Genomic DNA, 21226 nt, shown 5'->3' with positions numbered 1-21226 from the left:
GCCCGGTCGGTGTTCCACGGCAGGGGGATTCCAATGACGAAAACGGTCTACACATTCGGCGGCGACGCGGATCATTCGGACGCGCGGCAGAAGGACAAGACCGTCACCGGCGGCAAGGGCGCGAACCTGGCGGAAATGGCCAGTATCGGCCTGCCCGTACCGCCCGGCTTCACCATCACGACCGAGGAATGCCTGCGCTATCTGCAGGAAGGTGCGGATTTCTCCGACGACCTGCGCCGGGCGGTGGCCGATGCGGTCGGCCATATCGAGCGCACCGTCGGCAAGAAACTGGGCGACGCGGCCGATCCGCTGCTCGTCTCCGTCCGCTCGGGTGCCGCGATTTCCATGCCCGGCATGATGGACACCGTCCTCAATCTCGGCCTCAACGACGAGACGGTGAAGGGCCTCGCCCAGACCAGCGGCGACGAGCGCTTCGCCTGGGACAGCTATCGCCGCTTCATCCAGATGTATTCCGATGTCGTCCTCGGCCTCGACCACGGATTGTTCGAGGAAGCGCTGGAAATCGCGAAGGAAGATCGCGGCTATTACAACGATACGGAGATGGAGGCGCAGGACTGGCAGGCGCTGGTCGAGGAATACCTCTCCATCGCACAGCGCGACCTCGGCCACCCGTTTCCGCAGGACGTGAACGAGCAGCTGTGGGGCGCGATCGCCGCCGTGTTCGACAGCTGGGATACCGAGCGCGCAAAGATCTACCGCCGCCTGAACGACATTCCGCACGACATGGGCACCGCGGTGAATGTGCAGGCGATGGTGTTCGGCAATATGGGCGACACCAGCGCGACAGGCGTCGCCTTCACCCGCGATCCCTCCACCGGGGAGAAGGCCTATTACGGCGAGTGGCTAGTCAACGCGCAGGGCGAGGACGTGGTCGCGGGCATCCGCACGCCGCAATACCTGACCAAGGCCCGGCGAGAGGATGCCGGCGCGGACAAGCCGAGCATGGAAGAGGCCATGCCCGATGCCTATGGCGAGCTGGCCCGCGTGTTCGAGCTGCTCGAAGGGCACTACAAGGACATGCAGGACATCGAGTTCACGGTTGAACGCGGCAAACTGTTCCTGCTCCAGACCCGCAATGGCAAGCGCACCGCCAAGGCGGCGCTGAAGATGGCGGTCGAGATGGAAGGCGAGGGGCTGATCGACCGCAAGACGGCGGTGAGGCGGATCGACCCGATGGCGCTCGACCAGCTGCTGCACCCGACGCTCGATCCCGACGCGGCGCGCGATGTGATGACCACGGGCCTCCCGGCGTCACCCGGCGCGGCGAGCGGCAAGATCGCGATCGACGCCGACACCGCCGAACAATGGGCGGGGCGCGGCGACAAGGTGATCCTGGTCCGTATCGAAACCAGCCCTGAGGATATTCACGGGATGCACGCGGCGCAGGGTATCCTGACCGCGCGCGGCGGCATGACCAGCCACGCGGCGGTGGTCGCGCGCGGCATGGGCCGCCCCTGCGTGTCGGGTGCCTCGGCCGTCTCGATCGATCGCACCGCCCGCACGCTGCGGATCGGCAATCGCGAGTTGAAGGAAGGTGACGTCATCACCATCGACGGCGGCAACGGGCAGGTCATGGCGGGCGAGGTCCCGACCATCGAGCCCGAACTCGCCGGCGATTTCGCCAAGGTGATGGAATGGGCGGACGAGCATCGGCGGATGGGCGTGCGCACCAATGCCGAAACGCCCGCCGACTGCCGCATGGCGCGCCAGTTCGGGGCCGACGGCATCGGGCTGTGCCGGACCGAGCACATGTTCTTCGACGCCGGACGGATCAGCGCGGTGCGCGAGATGATCCTGGCCGACGACGAGAAGGGGCGGCGCAAGGCGCTCGACAAGCTGTTGCCCGAACAGCGCGACGATTTCGCGCAGATTTTCGAGGCGATGGCGGGCCTGCCGTGCACGATACGCCTGCTCGACCCGCCGCTGCACGAGTTCCTGCCCACGGAAGACGCCGATTTCGCCGATCTGGCGGAGATCACCGGGCTGGGTGTCGATCACCTGAAGCGGCGTGCGAACGAACTGCACGAATTCAACCCGATGCTGGGCCATCGCGGCTGTCGCCTCGGCATCACCTATCCCGAAATCTACGAGATGCAGGCGCGCGCCATCTTCGAGGCGGCGTGCGACGTGGCCGCGAGCAGCGGCGATGCCCCGGTCCCCGAAGTGATGATCCCGCTGGTGGCGACAAAGCGCGAGCTCGAAATCCTGCGCGCGCTGGTCAATCGGGTGGCGGACGAGGTCTTTACCGAGAAGGGCCGCACGCTCGACTATCTCGTCGGCACGATGATCGAACTGCCGCGCGCCGCGCTGATGGCGGGCGAGATCGCGGAGGAAGCGCGCTTCTTCAGCTTCGGCACCAACGATCTCACGCAGACGACGCTGGGCGTCAGCCGCGACGATGCGGGGCGGTTCCTCAGCACCTATGTCGACAAGGGCATCTTCGCGCGCGATCCCTTCGTCAGCCTGGATGTGGACGGCGTGGGCCAGCTGGTCGAGCTGGCGGCGGAGCGCGGGCGCAAGACCCGGCCCGAGATAAAGCTCGGCATTTGCGGAGAGCACGGCGGCGACCCCGCCAGCATCGGCTTCTGCGAACGCGTCGGGCTCGATTACGTCAGCGCCTCGCCCTACCGCGTGCCGATCGCGCGACTGGCGGCGGCGCAGGCGGCGCTGGACAAGTAGGGGCTATGTCCAGCCGGTCAGGGTGAGGATCTCGAACGTTTCGGTAACCCTGCCGGTGTCGTCGGCCTGAGCGGCGAACGCCTCCTTCGCCCGGTCGAGCGAGGCGCGGGTGAGGGGCGGGGGAGTATCGGCCAGCACGCCGCTCATCCCTTGCGCGCGCAGGTCGGCAACATGGCGCTCGAACGAACGGTAGGAGACGGTGAGCGTGCGCGAATCGACCACCTGCCGCGAAAAGCCGGCGCGTTGCATCAGCGCACTGGCCCCCTGCGTGTCGATCTGCGGATGCAGCCGCGCCGCGGTCCGCTCGCCATCCGCCGCCGCGAGGATCCGGCGCAACTGGGGCAGGCTACCAGCGCCCGTGAAGCTGGCAAAGAACAGCCCGCCCTCGGGCAGCGCGCGCCGCACATGCAGGAGCGCACCGGGCAGGTCGTTGACCGTATCGAGCAGGCCCATGCTGACGAGAATGTCGAACGCAGGCGCAGCGAAGGGCTGCTCCTCGTCGATCGTGTCGGGACCGGCAGTCCGTACTGTGAAGCCGCGCTCCTCCAGCGACGGACGGAGGAGGTTTGGCCGGTCTCCCAGCAGCAGGACCCGGGCAGGCTCGACCTGCATGAAGGCAAGCCGCTCCAGGATATCCTCGGCCATGTCGGAACGCAGGAACTGCGCCGAGTGATCGGGGGCAGCATGTGCGTGCCGCGCGTCGCGGGCAATCCGGCGGGTGGGCGAAAAGATGCGTGGCGGGGCGGGTGCGGACATGCCGCTTGCCTACCCGGCGAAGCCCGCGCAGCATAGACCGATGCCGCTCGTTTCGACACTCCGCCAGACCTTCGCGCCGGTGGTGGACTTCGTCTATCCGCCGCGCTGCCCAGTGTGCGGCACCGCGATCGGCAACCAGGCGGGACTATGCCTCGATTGCTGGAGCGAGCTGGCCATCCCGGGCGAGCCCGCATGCGCCACTTGCCAGCGCCCCCTGCCGGTCGAGACGGTAGGTGCCGAAGGGAGTTGCGCGCCGTGCCTCGCCGCTCCGCCACGGCACGCGGGTATCCACGCCGCGACGATCTACGGAGCCGTCTCGCGCAAGATCATCCTCGCCTTCAAGCACGGCGGGCGAATCGCCCATGCCGGAATGATGGCGAGGCTGATCGCGGCGCGGCTACCAGTGATGGAGGGAGAGCATACCGTGATCGTGCCGGTCCCGCTGCATCGCTGGCGGCTGTGGCGGCGCGGTTACAACCAGGCCGCGCTGTTGGCAGCGGAGCTGGCGAAAGCCGGGCGAGGAACGCTGATGGTCGACGCGCTAGTCCGGACGCGCGGCACACCTTCGCTGGGGGGCTTGGGTCGCAGTGCGCGGATGCGCGCTCTGCGTGGCGCGATTGCAGTGCACCCGCGCCGCCGTTCGGCACTCGCCGGTAAGTCGGTTATCCTCGTCGACGATGTCGTGACGAGTGGCGCTACGTCGGACGCTTGCGTACGGGCGCTCCTGCAGGCGGGAGCCTCCAGCGTCCGGATCGCCTGCTTCGCGCGGGTGATCGATGAAGGATCGCAGAAAAGAGTGTCCAAGGAACAAGCGCCCGGAACCGCGAAGGCTCCGGGCGCTGCGTGACGATACCGTCATCGAAGCGGGCGACCATCCCCCCGGATCGCGCACCGCCCTGTTCTCCAGCGAACGCACGAACCCTCATGTGCGATCGCCAACCCCCCGAACCCTGGCGCTCTTGCGGCACCGCCGTTCGGCTGAGGCAATAAGTTCCACGGGAGCGTCCAAGAGCAAAGGGCCATTGCGCGACCCATCCGATTTTGCGACGACCCTGTTGTTCGAGTGCAACATAAGAAGCGCCCCGACGAGGGGGACTAGATCATGACGACGAAATCAGACCAGCTGATGCGGGAAACCGGCGCGAACTTCATGCCCAAGTTCGACGATCGCGGGCTGCTGACCGCGGTCGTTACCGATCAGAAGGATGGCACCGTTCTGATGGTGGCGGCCATGAATGCCGAAGCGCTGGAAATGACCCGCCGGACCGGCTTTGCCCACTTCTGGTCCCGATCGCGGGAGCGACTGTGGATGAAGGGAGAGACCTCGGGCAACCGCCTCGCGGTAAAGCGCATGCTGGTCGATTGCGACCAAGACGCATTGGTGCTGATCGCAGAACCCGCCGGTCCGACATGCCATACCGGCGCGCGCAGCTGCTTTTACCGTGAACTCGCTGGAGGGGAACTTGCGCCCGTCGGGGAGTGAGGATTGACCCTTACGTAAAGGTCAGGTAGATGATGCCGACCATGTCGGAAACCGCACTTGATCGCAGCAAGCCCCATGCCGGGGCGCATCTCGAACGGCCGGACGCGCTGAAACGGGACCGCTTCAGTATCTCCGATCTGACCTCTGAATTCGACTGTACCGCGCGAGCATTGCGATTCTACGAGGACGAAGGGTTGATCGCGCCGCGCCGGGTGGGTCTGACGCGGATTTACTCGCAGCGCGATCGCGCCCGCCTGGCGTGGATCATGCGGGCCAAGAATGTCGGGTTCAGCCTGTCCGAAATTCGCGAGATGATCGATCTCTACGATCTCGACGACGGGCGGAGCGAGCAACGCCGCGTCACTATCGAACGCTGCCTGGCCCATGTCGCCAAATTGAAGCGCCAGCGTGATGACATCAATTCTTCGATCGACGAACTGACCGCCTTCATCGCCCAGGTCGAGAACGCGATCTACAACGAAGACGAGTGAGTTCGAGCCATTGGCCTGAACACCTTACATCAAACCCCGAAGGACACCCATGCCGACCTATATTGCTCCCACCCGCGACGCGCGCTTCGTTATCAACGAGGTGCTCGATCTTGCCAGCTATGGAAATCTTCCTGGGTTCGAGAGCGCGACCCCGGACCTGGTCGATACGATCCTGTCGGAAGCGGGCAAGTTCACCGCCGAGGTGCTCGCGCCCCTCAACCGGTCGGGTGACGAGCAGGGTTGCACGCGACATCCCGATGGCTCGGTGACCACCCCCGATGGCTTCAAGGAAGCCTACGCGCAGTTCGTGGAGGCCGGTTGGGGCACACTGACTGCGCCCGAGGAGTTTGGCGGGCAGGGCCTGCCGCATGTCGTCGGCTTCGCGATGGAGGAGTTCATTTCTTCGTCCAACCAGGCGTTCGGCATGTATCCCGGCCTCGCCAACGGCGCGGTTTCGGCGATCATCGCAGCGGGCTCGCAGGAGCAGAAGGAAAAGTACCTTCCCAGGATGATCGCTGGCGAATGGCTGGGCACGATGAACCTGACCGAGCCCCAGTGCGGCACCGATCTGGGTCTTATCCGCACCAAGGCGGAGCCGCAGAGCGACGGCAGCTATGCGATCACCGGCACGAAGATCTTTATCTCGGCGGGCGAACACGACCTGACGGAAAACATCATACATCTGGTGCTAGCGAAGACCCCGGGTGCGCCCGACAGCTCCAAGGGGATCAGCCTCTTCATCGTGCCCAAGGTGTTGGTGAACGACGACGGCTCGCTCGGCGAGCGCAACGGTGTCGTCTGCGGCTCGATCGAGGAGAAGATGGGTATCCACGGCAACTCGACCTGTCTGCTGAACTACGACGGAGCGAAGGGCTGGCTCGTCGGCGAGGAGAACAAGGGGCTCGCCGCGATGTTCGTGATGATGAACGCGGCGCGCCTCGGTGTCGGCATTCAAGGGCTCTCGCAGGCCGAAGTCGCCTACCAGAACGGCGTCACCTACGCGCTCGACCGACGGCAGGGCCGCGCGCTGACAGGTCCGGCGGAGCCCGAGGAAAAGGCCGATCCGATCTTCGTCCACCCCGACGTGCGGCGGATGCTGATGGATGCGAAAGCCTTCACCGAAGGGATGCGGGCACTAGCCCTCTGGACCGCGCTGGAGGTCGATATGACCCACCGTGCGGCGGACGAGGAAGACCGCAAGACGGCGGATCAGCTCGTCGGTCTGCTGACCCCGGTGATCAAGGGATACGGCACGGACAAGGGTTACGAGATCGCGACCAATATGCAGCAGGTCTATGGCGGCCACGGCTACATTCGCGAATGGGGCATGGAGCAGTTCGTGCGCGATGCGCGTATCGCGCAGATTTACGAAGGCACGAATGGCGTGCAGGCCATGGATCTGTGCGGCCGCAAGCTGCCATCGAAGGGTGGGGCGGCGATCCAGGCGTTCTTCAAGCTCGTCGGTGAGGATGTGGGCGCCGCGAAGGACGACGAAGCGCTCGCTCCGCTGGCCGAGAAGTTGGAGAAGGCGCTGGGTGAACAGCAGGCCGCGACCATGTGGTTCATGCAGAACGCAATGCAGAACCCCAACAACCTAGGCGCGGGTGCCCATCACTACATGCACCTGATGGGTATCGTCTGCCTCGGGCTGATGTGGCTTCGCATGGCGAAGGTGGCGCAGGAGAAGCTGGCGAATTCGCCTGAGGACAAGGCGTTTTACGAGGCGAAGATAAAGACCGCGCGCTATTTCTTCGATCGCTACGTACCCGATGCGGGCGCGCTGCGGCGCAAGATCGAAAGCGGGAGCGAGAGCATGATGGCGCTGGAAGAGGCGGACTTCGCCACCGCCGCCTGATCCAGCCGGATACGAAAAAGGGCCGGACCGCGAAATGGTCGCGATCCGGCCCTTCTCGATCAGGCACTGCGATTATTCGGGCAGGAAGTCCGCCACCGAGAGGTAGCGTTCGCCCGTATCGTAGTTGAAACCGAGAATGCGGGTTCCGCTGTCCAGCTCGGAAAGCTTCTTGTCGATTGCGGCGAGCGTCGCTCCGCTCGAAATCCCGACCAGCAAACCTTCCTCGGCCGCGCAGCGGCGCGCCATTTCCTTGGCCTTGTCCGCATTCACGGCGATCGCACCGTCGATGCTGCCGGTATGCAGATTGTCGGGGATGAAACCGGCGCCGATTCCCTGGATCGGGTGTGGGCCGGGCTGCCCGCCGCCGATAACCGGCGAACCCTCTGGCTCCACGGCATAGGCCTTCATGGAGCTCCAGTGTTTCTTGAGCTCCTCCGCACAACCGGTGATATGGCCCCCCGTACCAACGCCGGTGATCATGACATCGATCGGATCGTCGGCGAAATCGTCGAGAATTTCTTTCGCGGTGGTCCGCACGTGAACCTTGTAGTTCGATTCGTTGTCGAACTGGCTCGGCATCCAAGCCCCATCGGTCTGTTGGACCAGCTCGGTAGCGCGTTCGATCGCGCCCTTCATGCCGCCTTCCTTGGGCGTGAGGTCGAATTTGGCACCGTAGGCCAGCATCAGGCGTCGCCGCTCTACGCTCATGCTTTCGGGCATGCACAGGATCAGCTCGTAGCCTTTCACTGCGGCGACCATGGCAAGGCCAATGCCGGTATTGCCACTGGTCGGTTCGATGATGGTGCCGCCCGGTTTCAGCGTGCCGGCCTTCTCCGCATCTTCCACCATGGCTAGGGCGATGCGGTCCTTGATCGAACCGCCGGGGTTGGCGCGTTCGGATTTCACCCAGACTTCGTGATCCGGAAACATCCGCGAAAGGCGGATGTGCGGGGTGTTTCCGATGGTGGCTAGAACGCTGTCGGCTTTCATGAGATCTGCTCCTGCAATTGCTCTTCGGGGCTTTCTTCATCCAACGCAGGCGGCGGGTCGAAGGTCCGGGTGGTCCGCAGAACCGGAAAGATACGGCTCCACAGGATCACGGTCGATATGGCGCCCGCACCACCGGCGACAAGAGCGGCCACGGGCCCGATGAGGAAGGCAAGGCTGCCAGAGAAGAAGTCGCCGAATTCGTTGGAGGCGCTGATCGTCAGCAGGCTGACGGCGGAAACGCGGCCCCGCTTGTCGTCGGGGGTGTGTAGCTGGATCAGAGACTGGCGGATATAGACCGAGAACATGTCGGCCGCGCCCACAATGAACAGCATCGCCAGGCTGAGCGGCATCCAGGTCGACAGGCCGAACCCGATGGTCGCGCCACCGAATACCGCCACCGCGCCCAGCATTTTCGGCCCGACATTGGTCTTGAGCGGGCGGATGGAAAACCATGCCGCGGTCAGCGCCGCGCCGATGGCCGGTGCCATGGCGAGTTGCGCCAGACCGGTTTCCCCCACCTGCAACACATCGCGGGCAAAGACGGGCAGCAGCGCGTTGGCTCCGGCGAGAAACACCGCCAGCAGGTCGAGCGTGATCGAACCGAGCACCATCTTATTGTGGACGACATAGCGCAGCCCCTCCACGATCCGCCCGATCGGACGCTGAGCCCCGGCGATGGGGGTACGCGGAACCTCTCCGATGAAGCCGAGCGAGACGATAGCGACCAGGAACAACGCACCCGCGACAGCATAGGGAAGCGCCGGCTGGATCGCGTAGAGATACCCGCCCAGTCCCGGGCCCGCGATCATCCCGACCTGCCACGCGATGGAAGACAGCGCGATGGCGTTCGGCAGGATCGCCTTGGGTACCAGATTGGGGGCGAGGGCGGACAGCGCAGGGCCGTTGAATGCGCGAACGATGCCCAGCACCACGGCGATGCCGAACAGCCAATGAAGCTCGAGCAATCCCCGCGCAGTGAGCAAAGCGAGCGCGATGGCGCAGCCCAGTTGCAGGACCACGGTGGATCTCGCGACCGTGCGACGATTGAACCGGTCGGCCACGAGGCCGGAAAACGGGGTGAGGAGGAATAGCGGAACGAACTGGAACAGCCCGATCAGCGCCAACTGGCCCGACGCCTCCGCAACGTTGTGCCCGGCATCGCGCGCGATGTTGTAGGTTTGCCAGCCGATGATCAGCATCATCGCGTACTGGCCCAGCGTCATGGTCAGCCGGGCGAACCAGTAGGCGCGAAAATTGGCAATGCGGAAGGGGTGGGTTGGTTCGCTCACCCCCGCGCCTTGGCATTCGCCGCGATCGAATACCAGCGCTTAAGACTGGCTCAGCGCATCCGCTTGAGACGGGGATTGGGCTGCAACTGTTCGATGATCGCCATCAGGTCGTCGGTCCGCAGGATGCGTTCGAACTGGAATCCGGCGCGTGTGTCGCGTGCCCAGATCGTGTGTGCCTCGATCCGGCCGATGATCGGCAGACGCACGATCACGCGCTCGCCGCGCTCGATCCCTTCCGCGTTGTCGATCATGAAACCGTTTGCGGAGATATTGCTGATGTGAAACGCGATATCGCCGCGTTCGCTATGTTCCGCCAGGGTAGGGTAATCGACCGGATGGCGCGACGCGCGCCGCTGGTCGGTTACAGACAGCTGTGCTCCCACGGCCATGGTTCCACCGGTCCCTTCTTCGCCAACTTCGTGAAGGGAGACAATTGCCGGGTAATCGCTGACATCTGGTTAAGAGCGGACTGTCCCGTTTCGACACAAGATAAATGAAATCAGTCGCTTAACCCCTCAGGAGGCCGTGCTTCTTCTTGCCGAGACTGATGCGGATGTCCGATCCGGGCGAAGGGGAGAGCTCCAGCGCGAGGTCGTCCACCACCTCGCCGTCGACCCGGATCGCACCCTCCTTGATCTTGCGCTTGGCCTCGCCATTCGACTGCACGAAGCCGAGCGCGTTGAGTACGGTGGTCAGGGGAACCGGGCCGGCATCGGCGACATGGACGGGTAGATCGGCCCCGGCTCCGCTGCCCGCGAACGTATCGCGCGCGGTGGCCGCGGCTGAAGCCGCCGCCTCTTCGCCGCGGACGAGTGCGGTCACTTCGTTGGCGAGAACTTCCTTCGCTGCATTGATCTCGCTCCCTTCGAGCGATTCGAACCGTGCGATCTCGTCCAGCGGCAGATCGGTGAACAGACGCAGAAAGCGGCCGACGTCCCGATCATCCGTATTCCGCCAGTATTGCCAGAAATCGTAGGCGGGCAGGGCATCCTCGTTCAGCCACACCGCGCCCGCCGCGGTCTTGCCCATCTTCGCACCGTCGGCGGTGGTGAGCAGGGGAGTCGTGACCCCGAACAGCTCCGCCCCGTCCATGCGCCGCGACAGCTCGATCCCGTTGACGATATTGCCCCACTGGTCGCTGCCGCCCATCTGCAGGCGACAACCGTGGCGACGCTTCAGCTCCAGGAAATCGTAGGCCTGGAGGATCATGTAATTGAATTCGAGGAAGGTCAGCGGCTGCTCGCGGTCGAGCCGCAACCTGACCGAATCGAAGGTCAGCATCCGGTTCACCGTGAAGTGCGGGCCGACATCGCGCAGCAGCTCGATATAGCCGAGATCCGACAGCCAATCGTCGTTGTTGACCATGATCGCACCGGTCGGACCGTCGTTGAAATCGAGCACCCGTTCGAACACCCTGCGGATAGACGTGATGTTCGCTTCGATATCCTCGCCGGTTAGCAGCTTGCGGCTTTCGTCCTTGCCGCTCGGATCACCGATCTTGGTCGTGCCGCCGCCCATCACCACGATCGGCTTGTGCCCGGTCTGCTGCAGGCGGCGGAGCATCATGATCTGCACAAGACTGCCGACATGCAGGCTTGGCGCGGTGGCATCGAAGCCGATATAGCCCGGCACGATCTCCTTCGCAGCCAGCGCGTCGAGCGCGTGGGCATCCGTCGTCTGGTGGATGTAGCCGCGCTTTTCGAGCAGGCGCAGGAGGTCGGAGGAATAGGTGCTCATGGTGGGCGCCCGCTAGCACGGGGGAGGGCCGATGAAAACGCATGAACTGGTGCCGCACATCGCCTGTCCGCCGCGGCGGGTAAGCACGGTAACGGTCTATGTCGCACAGCATCACCCCGGCTGGCTGTGGCTGCGTTGGCGCATCGACACCGCCCGGCGGCTCGTGGCGCCGCGTTTCGCGGGGGCAGGGCGCGCAGATGGGTTGTGGCAGACGACCTGCTTCGAGCTGTTCCTGCGGCCCGAGGCCGGGGAGGGTTATTGCGAGTTCAACTTCTCCCCATCCGATCGCTGGAACGCCTACGATTTCGACCGTTATCGCGATGGCATGCGCGAGCGGCCGGGCGAGGCCGCACCGGTTTGCACCATGCGAACCGGGCGCGTCTTTGCGCTGTTCGAGGCAGCGATCCCGCTATCCCTGCTACCCAATGCCCCTTGCGCGATGGGCTTGAGCGCGGTCATCGAGGAGGAAGGCGAAGAGAAGAGCTTCTGGGCGCTAGCGCAACCCGCCGGCCATCGCCCCGATTTCCACGATCCCGCTTGCTTCGCCGCGACGCTTCATCCACGCGGAGCGGTATGAAAACCGGACTGGACCGCCTGCTCGCCGACTCCACCTTTCGCAAACCGCTGGAGGGTAAGCGCGTCGCGCTGGTCGCCCATCCCGCCTCGGTCGCGTCGGACCTGACCCACAGCCTCGACGCCCTGATCGCAGCGGGTTTTACCGTGACCAGCGCGCTCGGCCCCCAGCACGGTTTGAAGGGGGACAAGCAAGACAATATGGTGGAGACGGCGGACGAGACCGATCTGCAATACGGCATCCCGGTCTTCAGCCTTTATGGCGAGGTGCGTCGGCCGACGGGGCAGATGATGTCGACCGCCGATGTTTTCCTGTTCGATCTGCAGGACCTCGGCTGCCGCATCTACACCTTCGTCACGACGCTGCTCTATCTGCTTCAGGAAGCGGAGAAGCACGGCAAGAGCGTCTGGGTGCTCGACCGCCCCAACCCGGCGGGTCGTCCGGTGGAAGGTACGTTGTTGGTGCCGGGGCAGGAAAGCTTCGTCGGCGCCGCTCCCATGCCGATGCGACATGGGTTGACCATGGGCGAGATGGGGCGATGGTTCGTCGAGCACTTCGACCTCGACGTCGACTATCGGGTCGTGACGATGGAAGGGTGGGAGCCGGACGGCCCCGGTCACGGCTGGCCGCAAGATCGTGTCTGGATCAACCCGAGCCCCAATGCCGCCAATGTGAACATGGCGCGCGCCTATGCGGGTACGGTGATGCTGGAGGGCGCGACGCTGAGCGAGGGGCGTGGCACCACGCGTCCGCTGGAGGTGCTGTTCGGCGCACCGGATATCGACGCGAAGGGGGTGCTGGCAGAAATGGAACGGCTCGCGCCCGAATGGCTGGCTGGGTGCGCCCTTCGCGAATGCTGGTTCGAGCCGACCTTCCACAAGCACGCGGGAACGCTGTGCAACGCGCTGATGATCCACGCCGAAGGGTCGTTCTACCGGCACGACACTTTCCGGCCGTGGAGGCTGCAGGCCCTGGCTTTCAAGGCCATTCGCGCCCTCTATCCGGATTACGACATGTGGCGCGACTTTCCCTACGAATACGAGAGGGAGCGGTTGGCGATCGACGTCATCAACGGCGGGCCGAGCTTGCGCGAATGGGTCGACGATCCCGCCGCTACGCCGCACGATCTCGATAACATGGCCGCGTCGGACGAGGCGAGCTGGGTAGAGACCTTGCGCGGCCATCTGCTGTACTGAGGCGAGACCACGCCGGATCGTCGGCAGTTCATACTGTTAGCCTTATAAGGCACAGCGGCCGCCCTCTGATCCCCATTGCTTAGAGCCGACCCCATTCCGAGGACAGGCGGACCGGCTATCCTCGCCGCCGATGCGGCGTCTGTCTGGTACCGGAACACCGGCCACATCCCGCGCGAATTCGACATGCGCGTGCAAGACTGCTGTCGATTAAACGATGCGCAGTCGCGCTGGTTCAGCAAACCGCCACCCTCCATCGAAGACCCGAGCTAATTTGCAGACCCGGGTCGGTCAGCGAGCTGGAATGAACTCCACTTTTCTGGGGTCGGTCTCTGGCACCGGACGAATGCCATCTTCCGGGTCTTTCATGACGAGGACCGTGCAGCCATCGACGCGGTGATCGACCGCCGCGTAAAACAGCGGCTCCTCCGGGCTGGCGGTGCGGCGATCGAGCCTGGGCAGGCCGCGATCTTCCCGCACGTCTGTGACCGTGTCACGACAATGGCGTTCGGACTGGGCGCTGGTTGCCTGGGCGTGCGGCAGCTCCATCGGGTCCTCCGGTTGGGGGTGCGCGGAAATGAGAGGCGCGGCAGCGGCAAGGATCAGAAGAGCTTTCATCGAGACGTCCTCCAGAAGGATGAGGTTATGTTATCCCTGCTTTCGGCTCAACTCCCGCATGGCACCGTCCAAACCGTCAAGCGTCAGGGGATACATGCGGTCATTCACCAGCTCGCGCATCATGCGGGTGCTCTGCGAATAGCCCCACTGCTTCTCGGGGACGGGATTTAACCAGACGGTGGCGGGATAGGTATTGGTCATCCGGCGCATCCAGGTCGCGCCCGCCTCCTCGTTCATATGCTCCACGCTGCCGCCGGGATGGCTGATTTCGTAGGGGCTCATCGCTGCATCGCCGACGAAGACCACCTTGTAGTCGTGACCGAACTTGTGGAGCACGTCCCAGGTCTTCGTCCGCTCCTGCCAGCGGCGGCGGTTGTCCTTCCACACGCCTTCGTAGAGGCAGTTGTGGAAGTAGAAGAATTCGAGGTTCTTGAATTCAGTGGTTGCGGCGCTGAACAGCTCCTCCGTAACCTTGATAAAGGGGTCCATCGACCCTCCGACGTCGAGGAAGAGCAGCAGTTTCACCGCATTGTGCCGTTCGGGGCGCATGCGGATGTCGAGCCAGCCCTGCTTGGCCGTGCCGCGAATGGTTCCTTCGAGATCGAGCTCATCCGCCGCACCCTCGCGCGCGAAGCGCCGCAGGCGGCGCAGTGCCATCTTGATGTTGCGGGTGCCGAGTTCCTTCGTGTTGTCGAGGTTCTTGAACTCGCGCTTCTCCCACACCTTGATCGCGCGCTTGTGCTTGCTCTCGCCGCCGATCCGCACGCCCTCCGGATTGTAGCCCGAATGGCCGAAGGGCGATGTGCCGCCCGTGCCGATCCACTTGTTGCCGCCGTGGTGCTCTTCGTTCTGCTCCTCGAGCCGCTTCTTCAGCGTCTCCATGATCTCGTCCCAGTCGCCCAGCGACTCGATCTCGGCCATTTCCTCCGGGGTCAGGAATTTTTCGGCAACGGCTTTCAGCCACTCCTCCGGAATATCGACCGGGTTCTGGCCGTAATCGGTCAGCACACCCTTGAAGACCTTCTGGAACACCTGGTCGAAGCGGTCGATCAGCCCCTCGTCCTTCACGAAGGTCGCGCGAGAGAGGTAATAGAACGCCTCGGGCGTCTGGGCGATGACGTTGCGATCGAGCGCTTCGAGGAGCGTCAGATGCTCCTTGAAGCTGGCGGAGATACCCGCCTCGCGCAATTCGTCGACGAAATTGAAGAACATCAGCTTTCCAGTGCCGGCTTTTCGATTGAGGGTTTAGAAGCGATAGAGGGCGCACGAATGCGTGCGACCGCGCTGACCAGCACGAAGCTGATATACATGAGCAGGTACCACGCGCCCAGCTTCATGGGCGACACCATGGTCCAGCCTGCCGCTTGGTGGGGATAGCTCCATGCGCGGGCGAATGTGCCGAGATTTTCGGCGAACCAGATGAACAGCGCGACGAGGAACCAGCCGAGTAGCAGCGGCATCCAGCGCGGCGTGCGCCAGACCGTGAACCATACGCGGGTCTGGGCAAACAGGATGAGGAGCGCGGCGAACAGCGCCAACCGGATGTCCGGCAGCCAGTGATGGGCGAAGAAGTTTACGTAGATCGCGACGGCGAGCCCCCAGCTTGCCCAGCGGGGCGGATAGCCGGTGTAACGAAAGTCGAAGATGCGCCAGACACGGGCGATATAGCTACCGACGGCGGCATACATGAAGCCTGAGAACAGCGGCACATCGCCGATCCGCAGCACGCTGGTTTCGGGATAGAGCCACGAGCCGTGCGCTGTCTTGAACAGCTCCATCACCGTGCCGACGACGTGAAAGGCCAGGATAACCTTCGCCTCCTCCCACGTTTCCAGCCGAAATCCGAGCATACCGAGCTGGATCGCCAGCGCGGCGAGAGTCAGGAAATCGTACCGCGCCAACGTTGCGTCGTCGGGGTAGAAAAGGTGCGTCGCAACGAGCAGGACCAGCATCAATGCGCCGAACAGGCACGCCCAGCCTTGCTTGAAACCGAACAGCGCGAACTCGTAAATCCACGCATGCCATCCGGGTCGCGGCTCGAACGATTCGAGCCGCGCGCGGATCGCCGCGAAGCGCGTGGTTTGCGGCTTGCCCGGCGGGTCAGCCGCCCGGATTGCGCCGGCTCATGAAAGCGAGCCGTTCGAACAGCATGACGTCCTGTTCGTTCTTCAGCAGCGCGCCGTGGAGCGGCGGGATCGCCTTGTTCGGGTTGCTGTCCTGCAGCACCTCCAGCGGCATGTCCTCGTTCATCAGCAGCTTGAGCCAGTCGAGCAGTTCGCTGGTCGAAGGCTTCTTCTTCAGGCCCGGCACTTCGCGCAATTCGTAGAACACGTCCATCGCCTGCTTCACCAGCCGCGCCTGGATGCCGGGAAAGTGCACGTCGATGATCGCCTGCATCGTGTCGCGATCGGGGAACTTGATGTAGTGGAAGAAGCAGCGGCGCAGAAACGCGTCAGGCAGCTCCTTCTCGTTGTTGGAGGTGATGACGACGATCGGGCGTTCCTTCGCCTCGATCCGCTCCTGCGTCTCGTAAACATCGAAGCTCATCCGGTCGAGTTCCTGCAACAGGTCGTTGGGAAACTCGATATCGGCCTTGTCTATCTCGTCGATCAGCAGGACGGGCAGCTCGGGTGCGGTGAACGCTTCCCACAGCTTGCCCTTCTTGATGTAGTTCGCAATGTCGTGGACACGCTCGTCGCCCAGCTGGCCGTCGCGCAAGCGGGCGACCGCGTCGTACTCGTAAAGCCCCTGCTGCGCCTTGGTGCTCGACTTGACGTTCCATTCGATCAGGGGGGCATCGATCGCCTTGGCGATCTCGTGGGCCAGCACCGTCTTGCCGGTGCCGGGCTCACCCTTGACCAGCAGGGGGCGCCGCAAGGTGACAGCGGCGTTGACGGCCACCTTCAGGTCTTCGGTCGCGATGTAGGAACTGGTGCCTTCGAATTGTGCGGTCATACTGCTCCATCCGGATTGCTTTACGTAAGCGTTAGGGAAGCGGGCGGGCGCGGGCAAGGCCGCTGGCACCGCACCGATCCATCGCCTAGGGCGTGGCCGCCAATATCGGATAATCGAGAGAAACAGCATGCCGACCGAGACCGTGACCATCGAAAATGCGGAAGGCATCGAGCTCTCCGGGTCGATCGAGATGCCCGCCGGGGCTCTTCGCGGTGCTGCGCTGTTCGCGCACTGCTTTACCTGCACGAAGCAAAGCATCGCCGCCGTGCATGTCTCGCGCGCGCTGGCGCGTCATGGTATCGCGACGCTACGGTTCGATTTCACTGGTTTGGGGGGTAGCGAGGGCGAGTTCGGCCACCAGGGGTTCTCGGGCGATGTCGACGATCTCGTCGCGAGCGCGGGCTTTCTCGAACGGCGCTTCGGCGGACCGATCCTGCTGGTCGGCCACAGCCTGGGCGGCGCGGCCGTCTTGGCGGGAGCGGAGCGGCTCCAGAATGTAGCGGGCGTCGTCACCATCGGCGCACCGGCCAGCGTGCCGCATGCGCTGAAGCAGGTCTCCGGTAATCTCGGCGCGATCGAGCAGGATGGCGAAGGGCCGGTCGATATCGGCGGTCGACCCTTCACGGTCAGCCGGACCTTCATCGAACAGATGCGTTCGGCCGACCTCCTGTCCTGCGTCGCAAAGCTGCGCACGCCGCTGATGGTCATGCATTCGCCGACCGACGACACGGTCGGGATCGAGAACGCAGCGAAGTTGTTCGAGAAGGCCCATCACCCGAAGAGCTTCGTAAGCCTCGAAGATGCGAACCATCTGCTCACGCGATCCGCGGACGCCACATTCGTGGCCGAAATGACCGCCGGATGGGCGCATAAGCGGTTTCCCGAATTGGAAACGCAATTGCCGGACGAAGGCATTCGGGTCTCCACCGGCCACGGGCGCTTCGCGAGCATCGTCGAGACCCGGAGCCACCATTTCGTCGCCGACGAGCCGCGCTCGGTCGGAGGGGACGATACCGGCCCGACGCCCTACGACCTGCTGCTGGCGGCGCTCGGCACGTGCACCGCGATGACGATGAGGATGTACGCCGATCGCAAGGGCTGGCCGTTAGCCGGGACGCGCATCGAGCTGCGCCACGAGCGCGATCACCAGCAGGAATGCGACCACGTCACCGCCATGGAAGAGGGCAAGCAGATTCAGGCCCTCTACCGGGAAATCGCTCTCCTCGGAGATGAACTCACGACCGAACAGCGCGCGAAGCTGATCGAGATCGCGGACAGATGCCCGGTGCATCGCACGCTGGATGGGCATCTCCACATTCATACCGAGACTGCCGAAGACTGAGCCTCAGGCGTCGATCAGGTCGCGGTCGAGCTCGCCTGCGCGGTTCTGGATGAAGTTGAACCGGTGTTCGGGATTGCGGCCCATCAGGCGATCGACCAGTTCCTTCACCGCGTGGCGCTGCTCGTGCTCGGGGGGGAGGGTGATCCGGATCAGGCCGCGGCTTTCGGGTGCCATGGTGGTTTCGCGCAATTGCTGCGGGTTCATTTCGCCAAGGCCCTTGAACCGCGCGACCTCCACCTTCTTGCCCTTGAAGACCGTTGCCTCCAGCTCCGCGCGATGGGCGTCGTCGCGGGCGTAGGCGCTCTCCTTGCCCGCAGTCAGCCGATAGAGCGGCGGTTGTGCGAGGAATAGGTGCCCGCGCTTCACCACCTCGGGCATTTCCTGGAAGAAGAACGTCATCAGCAGCGTTGCGATGTGCGCACCGTCGACATCGGCATCGGTCATGATGATGATGCGGTCGTAGCGCATGTTCTCCGGATCGCAGTCCTTGCGCGTGCCGCAGCCGAGAGCGAGGACCAGGTCGGCGATTTCCGAATTGGCCCGAATCTTATCCGCGGTGGCGCTGGCGACGTTCAGGATCTTGCCGCGGATCGGCAGGATCGCCTGCGTCTTGCGATTGCGCGCCTGCTTCGCGCTGCCGCCCGCGCTGTCGCCTTCGACGATGAACAGCTCGGTCTCACCGTCGCCTTCGCCGCTGCAGTCGGTCAGCTTGCCGGGCAGGCGCAACTTCTTCGCGTTGGTCGCGGTCTTGCGCTTGACCTCTCGCTCGGCCTTGCGGCGCAGCCGCTCGTCCATCCGCTCCATCACGCTGCCGAGCAGCGCGCGGCCACGATCCATGTTCTCGGACAAGAAATGGTCGAAGTGATCGCGCACCGCATTCTCGACCAGACGCGCCGCCTCCGGGCTGGTCAGGCGGTCCTTCGTCTGGCTCTGGAATTGCGGATCGCGGATGAAGACGCTGAGCATGATCTCGGCGCCCGTCATCACGTCGTCGGCGGTGATGTCCTTGGCCTTCTTCTGCCCGGTAAGGTCGCCGAATGCGCGCAGTCCCTTTGTCAAAGCAGCACGCAGGCCCTGCTCGTGCGTGCCGCCATCGGGCGTGGGTACGGTGTTGCAGTACCAGCTGGTCGAACCATCGGAATACAGGGGCCAGGCGATCGCCCACTCGACGCGGCCCTGTGTCGTGCCGTCCTGCTCGGGAAAGTCCTGCGATCCCGCGAAAGGCGTAGCCGTAACGCACTCCCGCTCGCCGATCTGCTCGGCAAGGTGGTCCGCCAGCCCACCGGGGAAATTGAAGGTCGCCTCCGTTGGGACGTCTGCACTCGCCAGTGTCTCGTCGCATTTCCAGCGGATTTCTACCCCGGCGAACAGGTAGGCTTTCGACCGGGCGAGCTTGAACAATCGCTTCGGATTGAACTGGCGATCCCCGAAAATCTCGGGGTCGGGGGTGAACGTCACCGTGGTTCCGCGCCGGTTCGGTGTCGGACCCAGCTCTTCGATCGGGCCGAGCGTCTGCCCCTTGCTAAATTCCTGCGCATAGAGCTGGCGGTCGCGCGCAACCTCGACCCGCGTATGCGCCGACAGGGCATTTACCACTGATACGCCCACGCCGTGCAGGCCGCCGCTGGTGGCATAGGCCTTGCCCGAGAACTTGCCGCCCGAATGTAGTGTCGAGAGGATCACTTCCAGCGTCGACTTGCCGGGGAACTTGGGATGTTCGTCCACCGGCATGCCGCGACCATTGTCGGTCACGGTCACGCGGTTTCCCGCCTCCAGCTTGACCTCGATCCGGCTGGCGTGCCCCGCCACCGCCTCGTCCATCGAATTGTCGAGCACTTCGGCGACGAGGTGGTGGAGGGCGCGATCGTCGGTGCCGCCGATATACATGCCCGGGCGGCGGCGCACCGGCTCCAGCCCCTCCAGCACCTCGATCGAGGAGCTATCGTAATCGCCGCTGGAAGCGGGGGTGTTCTCGAAAAGATCGTCGGCCATCCACCTGCTATAAGGCGCGGCTTCGGTCCGCTACAAGCGGGGCCTTCGGCTTTTCGGCATTCGTGCGCTCAATTGCCGAAGCGGGAAGGGGCCTGGTCCACGATCACGACTTCGCCGTCGCGCACCTCGCGCACCTCCATGGCGCGCTCGACCAGTCCGGTCTTTTCGAAGCGGAAAGCGCCGTCGAGGCCAAGGAAACCGCCCTGGTCCAGCAGCTTGCGCGTGGGGAAGGGGGTGCCGGGTTTCCAGTCCGTCGCCACTCGCAGCGCCAGCAGCACGCTGTCGTAACCCAGCGTGGAGATACGGAAGGGCTGCCCACCGAAGCGAGTTTTGTAGCTGTCGGAGAACTTGCGGAAGCGCGCGTCGGAAACGGCGGCAAACTGCGCCCCGCGCATCGCAGCGTTGCGCGTCAGGGCAGCTTCCCCGCTCCACAATTCGGTGCCGATGATGCGGCCCGGTCCGCTGCCGCCGGGGTGTAGGACCTTGGCCGCCTCGATCGCCCGATCGGCCCCATCGGCTACCAGCACGGCATCGAACCCGCCGTTCTGGCGCAGACGCTGCGCCGCGCTGACGATCGAGGTGTTGCTGCGGCTATAGCTCTCTATCCGGGTGACGGTGCCGCCGACGCGGGCGACGGCTTCCTTCAGCGCCTGTTCGGCGCGGCTGCCGTATTCGCCATCGGGGATGAGGGCGGCAAAGCGGCGCGCGCCCTTCGCCCCGGCGTAGCGCACAGTCCGTTCGATCGATTCGCTGGGAATATGCCCCATCACAAAAACATCGGCCCGGGCGACCTGCGCGTCGTTGGAGAAGGAGATCAGCGGGACATCGGCGGGCCGCGCCTCGGCCAGGACGTCCCCCACATCGTTCGACATGAGAGGCCCTAGGATAAGGCGGTTGCCGTCAGCGATTGCCTGCCGCGCGGCGGTGCGCGCACCGCTTGCGGTGTCATAGGTAGTGATACGAAGGTTCTCCGCACCGGTATCGAGCAGCGCCATCGTGGTGGCGTTCGCTATCGACTGGCCCACCGCGCCATTGCTGCCGCTCAGGGGAACGAGCAGGGCGACCCGATGCCGCGTTTCATCGCTGGGCAGGGTCGATGTGCTGGGTCCCGCGGTCGGTTCTGGTGCCGGGCCGGGGGTCGAGGTCTGCGGTGCCTTCGGGATGATCTGACACCCCGCGAGCAGCGCAGCCGCCACGACCAGAATGGAGCGGCGGTTCAGCCTCGAAAAACTCATTGTTGCGATTCCCTCT

The 21226-nt window shown here is 64.4% G+C and carries 19 protein-coding genes; 8 read left to right on the top strand and 11 right to left on the bottom strand.

The annotated features are described in order from the left end of the window. Positions 1 to 33 precede the first annotated feature (33 nt). A complete protein-coding gene (ppdK, locus tag F7D01_RS15030; RefSeq protein WP_215228240.1) occupies positions 34 to 2700 on the top strand; it encodes a pyruvate, phosphate dikinase in 2667 nt (888 codons plus the stop codon). A gap of 3 nt (positions 2701 to 2703) precedes the next feature. Here ppdK and F7D01_RS15025 read toward each other — a convergent pair whose 3' ends face one another. Further along, positions 2704 to 3456: a class I SAM-dependent methyltransferase gene (locus F7D01_RS15025; protein WP_215228239.1), complete on the bottom strand. Its 753-nt coding sequence runs from the start codon at positions 3454 to 3456 to the stop codon at positions 2704 to 2706. 40 nt (positions 3457 to 3496) lie between these two features. Here F7D01_RS15025 and F7D01_RS15020 point away from each other — a divergent pair, with 40 nt between their 5' ends. From F7D01_RS15020 to F7D01_RS15005, 4 genes are all read left to right on the top strand, one after another. After that, positions 3497 to 4303 (top strand): ComF family protein, encoded by an 807-nt coding sequence (locus F7D01_RS15020; protein WP_215228238.1) that lies wholly within the window; start codon positions 3497 to 3499, stop codon positions 4301 to 4303. Positions 4304 to 4558: 255 nt separating this feature from the next. Next, positions 4559 to 4939, top strand: a complete 381-nt coding sequence (gene hisI / locus F7D01_RS15015) for a phosphoribosyl-AMP cyclohydrolase (protein WP_251566944.1) — start codon at positions 4559 to 4561, stop codon at positions 4937 to 4939. Between the two features lie 29 nt (positions 4940 to 4968). Next, a complete protein-coding gene (locus F7D01_RS15010; protein WP_215228237.1) occupies positions 4969 to 5430 on the top strand; it encodes a MerR family DNA-binding transcriptional regulator in 462 nt (153 codons plus the stop codon). 49 nt (positions 5431 to 5479) lie between these two features. Further along, entirely contained in the window at positions 5480 to 7285 is a 1806-nt protein-coding gene (locus F7D01_RS15005) for an acyl-CoA dehydrogenase C-terminal domain-containing protein (RefSeq protein ID WP_215228236.1), read from the top strand. 72 nt (positions 7286 to 7357) lie between these two features. On the opposite strand, the gene cysK is transcribed toward F7D01_RS15005, so the two are convergent. The 4 genes from cysK to tyrS all read right to left on the bottom strand — a co-directional run bounded on the left by cysK (position 7358) and on the right by tyrS (position 11301). Beyond that, positions 7358 to 8275, bottom strand: coding sequence for a cysteine synthase A (cysK, locus tag F7D01_RS15000; RefSeq protein ID WP_215228235.1), 918 nt, complete (start codon positions 8273 to 8275; stop codon positions 7358 to 7360). Continuing rightward, a complete protein-coding gene (locus tag F7D01_RS14995; protein ID WP_215228234.1) occupies positions 8272 to 9564 on the bottom strand; it encodes an MFS transporter in 1293 nt (430 codons plus the stop codon). Before F7D01_RS14995 ends, cysK begins: the two co-directional genes overlap by 4 nt. 50 nt (positions 9565 to 9614) lie before the next feature. Then, on the bottom strand, positions 9615 to 9953 hold the full coding sequence (locus F7D01_RS14990) for a PilZ domain-containing protein (RefSeq protein WP_215228233.1): 339 nt from the start codon (positions 9951 to 9953) through the stop codon (positions 9615 to 9617). A gap of 118 nt (positions 9954 to 10071) precedes the next feature. After that, positions 10072 to 11301 (bottom strand): tyrosine--tRNA ligase, encoded by a 1230-nt coding sequence (gene tyrS / locus F7D01_RS14985; RefSeq protein WP_215228232.1) that lies wholly within the window; start codon positions 11299 to 11301, stop codon positions 10072 to 10074. Positions 11302 to 11332: 31 nt separating this feature from the next. Here tyrS and F7D01_RS14980 point away from each other — a divergent pair, with 31 nt between their 5' ends. After that, positions 11333 to 11878, top strand: coding sequence for a DOMON-like domain-containing protein (locus tag F7D01_RS14980; protein ID WP_215228231.1), 546 nt, complete (start codon positions 11333 to 11335; stop codon positions 11876 to 11878). Next, positions 11875 to 13071: an exo-beta-N-acetylmuramidase NamZ domain-containing protein gene (locus F7D01_RS14975; RefSeq protein ID WP_215228230.1), complete on the top strand. Its 1197-nt coding sequence runs from the start codon at positions 11875 to 11877 to the stop codon at positions 13069 to 13071. The genes F7D01_RS14980 and F7D01_RS14975 overlap by 4 nt, the downstream gene beginning before the upstream one ends. A 288-nt stretch (positions 13072 to 13359) precedes the next feature. Here the strand turns inward: F7D01_RS14975 and F7D01_RS14970 are convergent, their stop codons facing one another. The 4 genes from F7D01_RS14970 to F7D01_RS14955 are packed head-to-tail and all read right to left on the bottom strand — an operon-like array spanning position 13360 to position 16641. After that, on the bottom strand, positions 13360 to 13686 hold the full coding sequence (locus F7D01_RS14970) for a hypothetical protein (protein WP_215228229.1): 327 nt from the start codon (positions 13684 to 13686) through the stop codon (positions 13360 to 13362). Between the two features lie 30 nt (positions 13687 to 13716). Further along, positions 13717 to 14898 (bottom strand): VWA domain-containing protein, encoded by a 1182-nt coding sequence (locus F7D01_RS14965; protein ID WP_215228228.1) that lies wholly within the window; start codon positions 14896 to 14898, stop codon positions 13717 to 13719. Continuing rightward, the gene (locus F7D01_RS14960; protein ID WP_215229848.1) at positions 14898 to 15800 is read right to left on the bottom strand and encodes a DUF817 domain-containing protein; all 903 of its coding nucleotides are present in this window, start codon (positions 15798 to 15800) and stop codon (positions 14898 to 14900) included. The genes F7D01_RS14965 and F7D01_RS14960 overlap by 1 nt, the downstream gene beginning before the upstream one ends. Further along, positions 15787 to 16641, bottom strand: a complete 855-nt coding sequence (locus F7D01_RS14955) for a MoxR family ATPase (RefSeq protein WP_215228227.1) — start codon at positions 16639 to 16641, stop codon at positions 15787 to 15789. Before F7D01_RS14955 ends, F7D01_RS14960 begins: the two co-directional genes overlap by 14 nt. A gap of 127 nt (positions 16642 to 16768) precedes the next feature. Here F7D01_RS14955 and F7D01_RS14950 point away from each other — a divergent pair, with 127 nt between their 5' ends. Then, positions 16769 to 17983 (top strand): bifunctional alpha/beta hydrolase/OsmC family protein, encoded by a 1215-nt coding sequence (locus F7D01_RS14950; protein ID WP_215228226.1) that lies wholly within the window; start codon positions 16769 to 16771, stop codon positions 17981 to 17983. A 3-nt stretch (positions 17984 to 17986) separates the two neighbouring features. Here the strand turns inward: F7D01_RS14950 and parE are convergent, their stop codons facing one another. Together parE and F7D01_RS14940 are read right to left on the bottom strand one after the other, a co-directional pair. Continuing rightward, complete coding sequence (gene parE, locus F7D01_RS14945; RefSeq protein ID WP_215228225.1) at positions 17987 to 19975, bottom strand: DNA topoisomerase IV subunit B; 1989 nt, start codon at positions 19973 to 19975, stop codon at positions 17987 to 17989. A 68-nt stretch (positions 19976 to 20043) separates the two neighbouring features. Next, positions 20044 to 21210, bottom strand: a complete 1167-nt coding sequence (locus tag F7D01_RS14940) for a penicillin-binding protein activator (RefSeq protein WP_215228224.1) — start codon at positions 21208 to 21210, stop codon at positions 20044 to 20046. Positions 21211 to 21226 lie beyond the last annotated feature (16 nt).

The organism is Erythrobacter sp. 3-20A1M (assembly GCF_018636735.1).
Taxonomy (GTDB): Bacteria; Pseudomonadota; Alphaproteobacteria; order Sphingomonadales; family Sphingomonadaceae; genus Alteriqipengyuania.
Note: the sequence above shows the minus strand (reverse complement) of the source record. Positions and strands in the feature narration are given on the sequence as shown.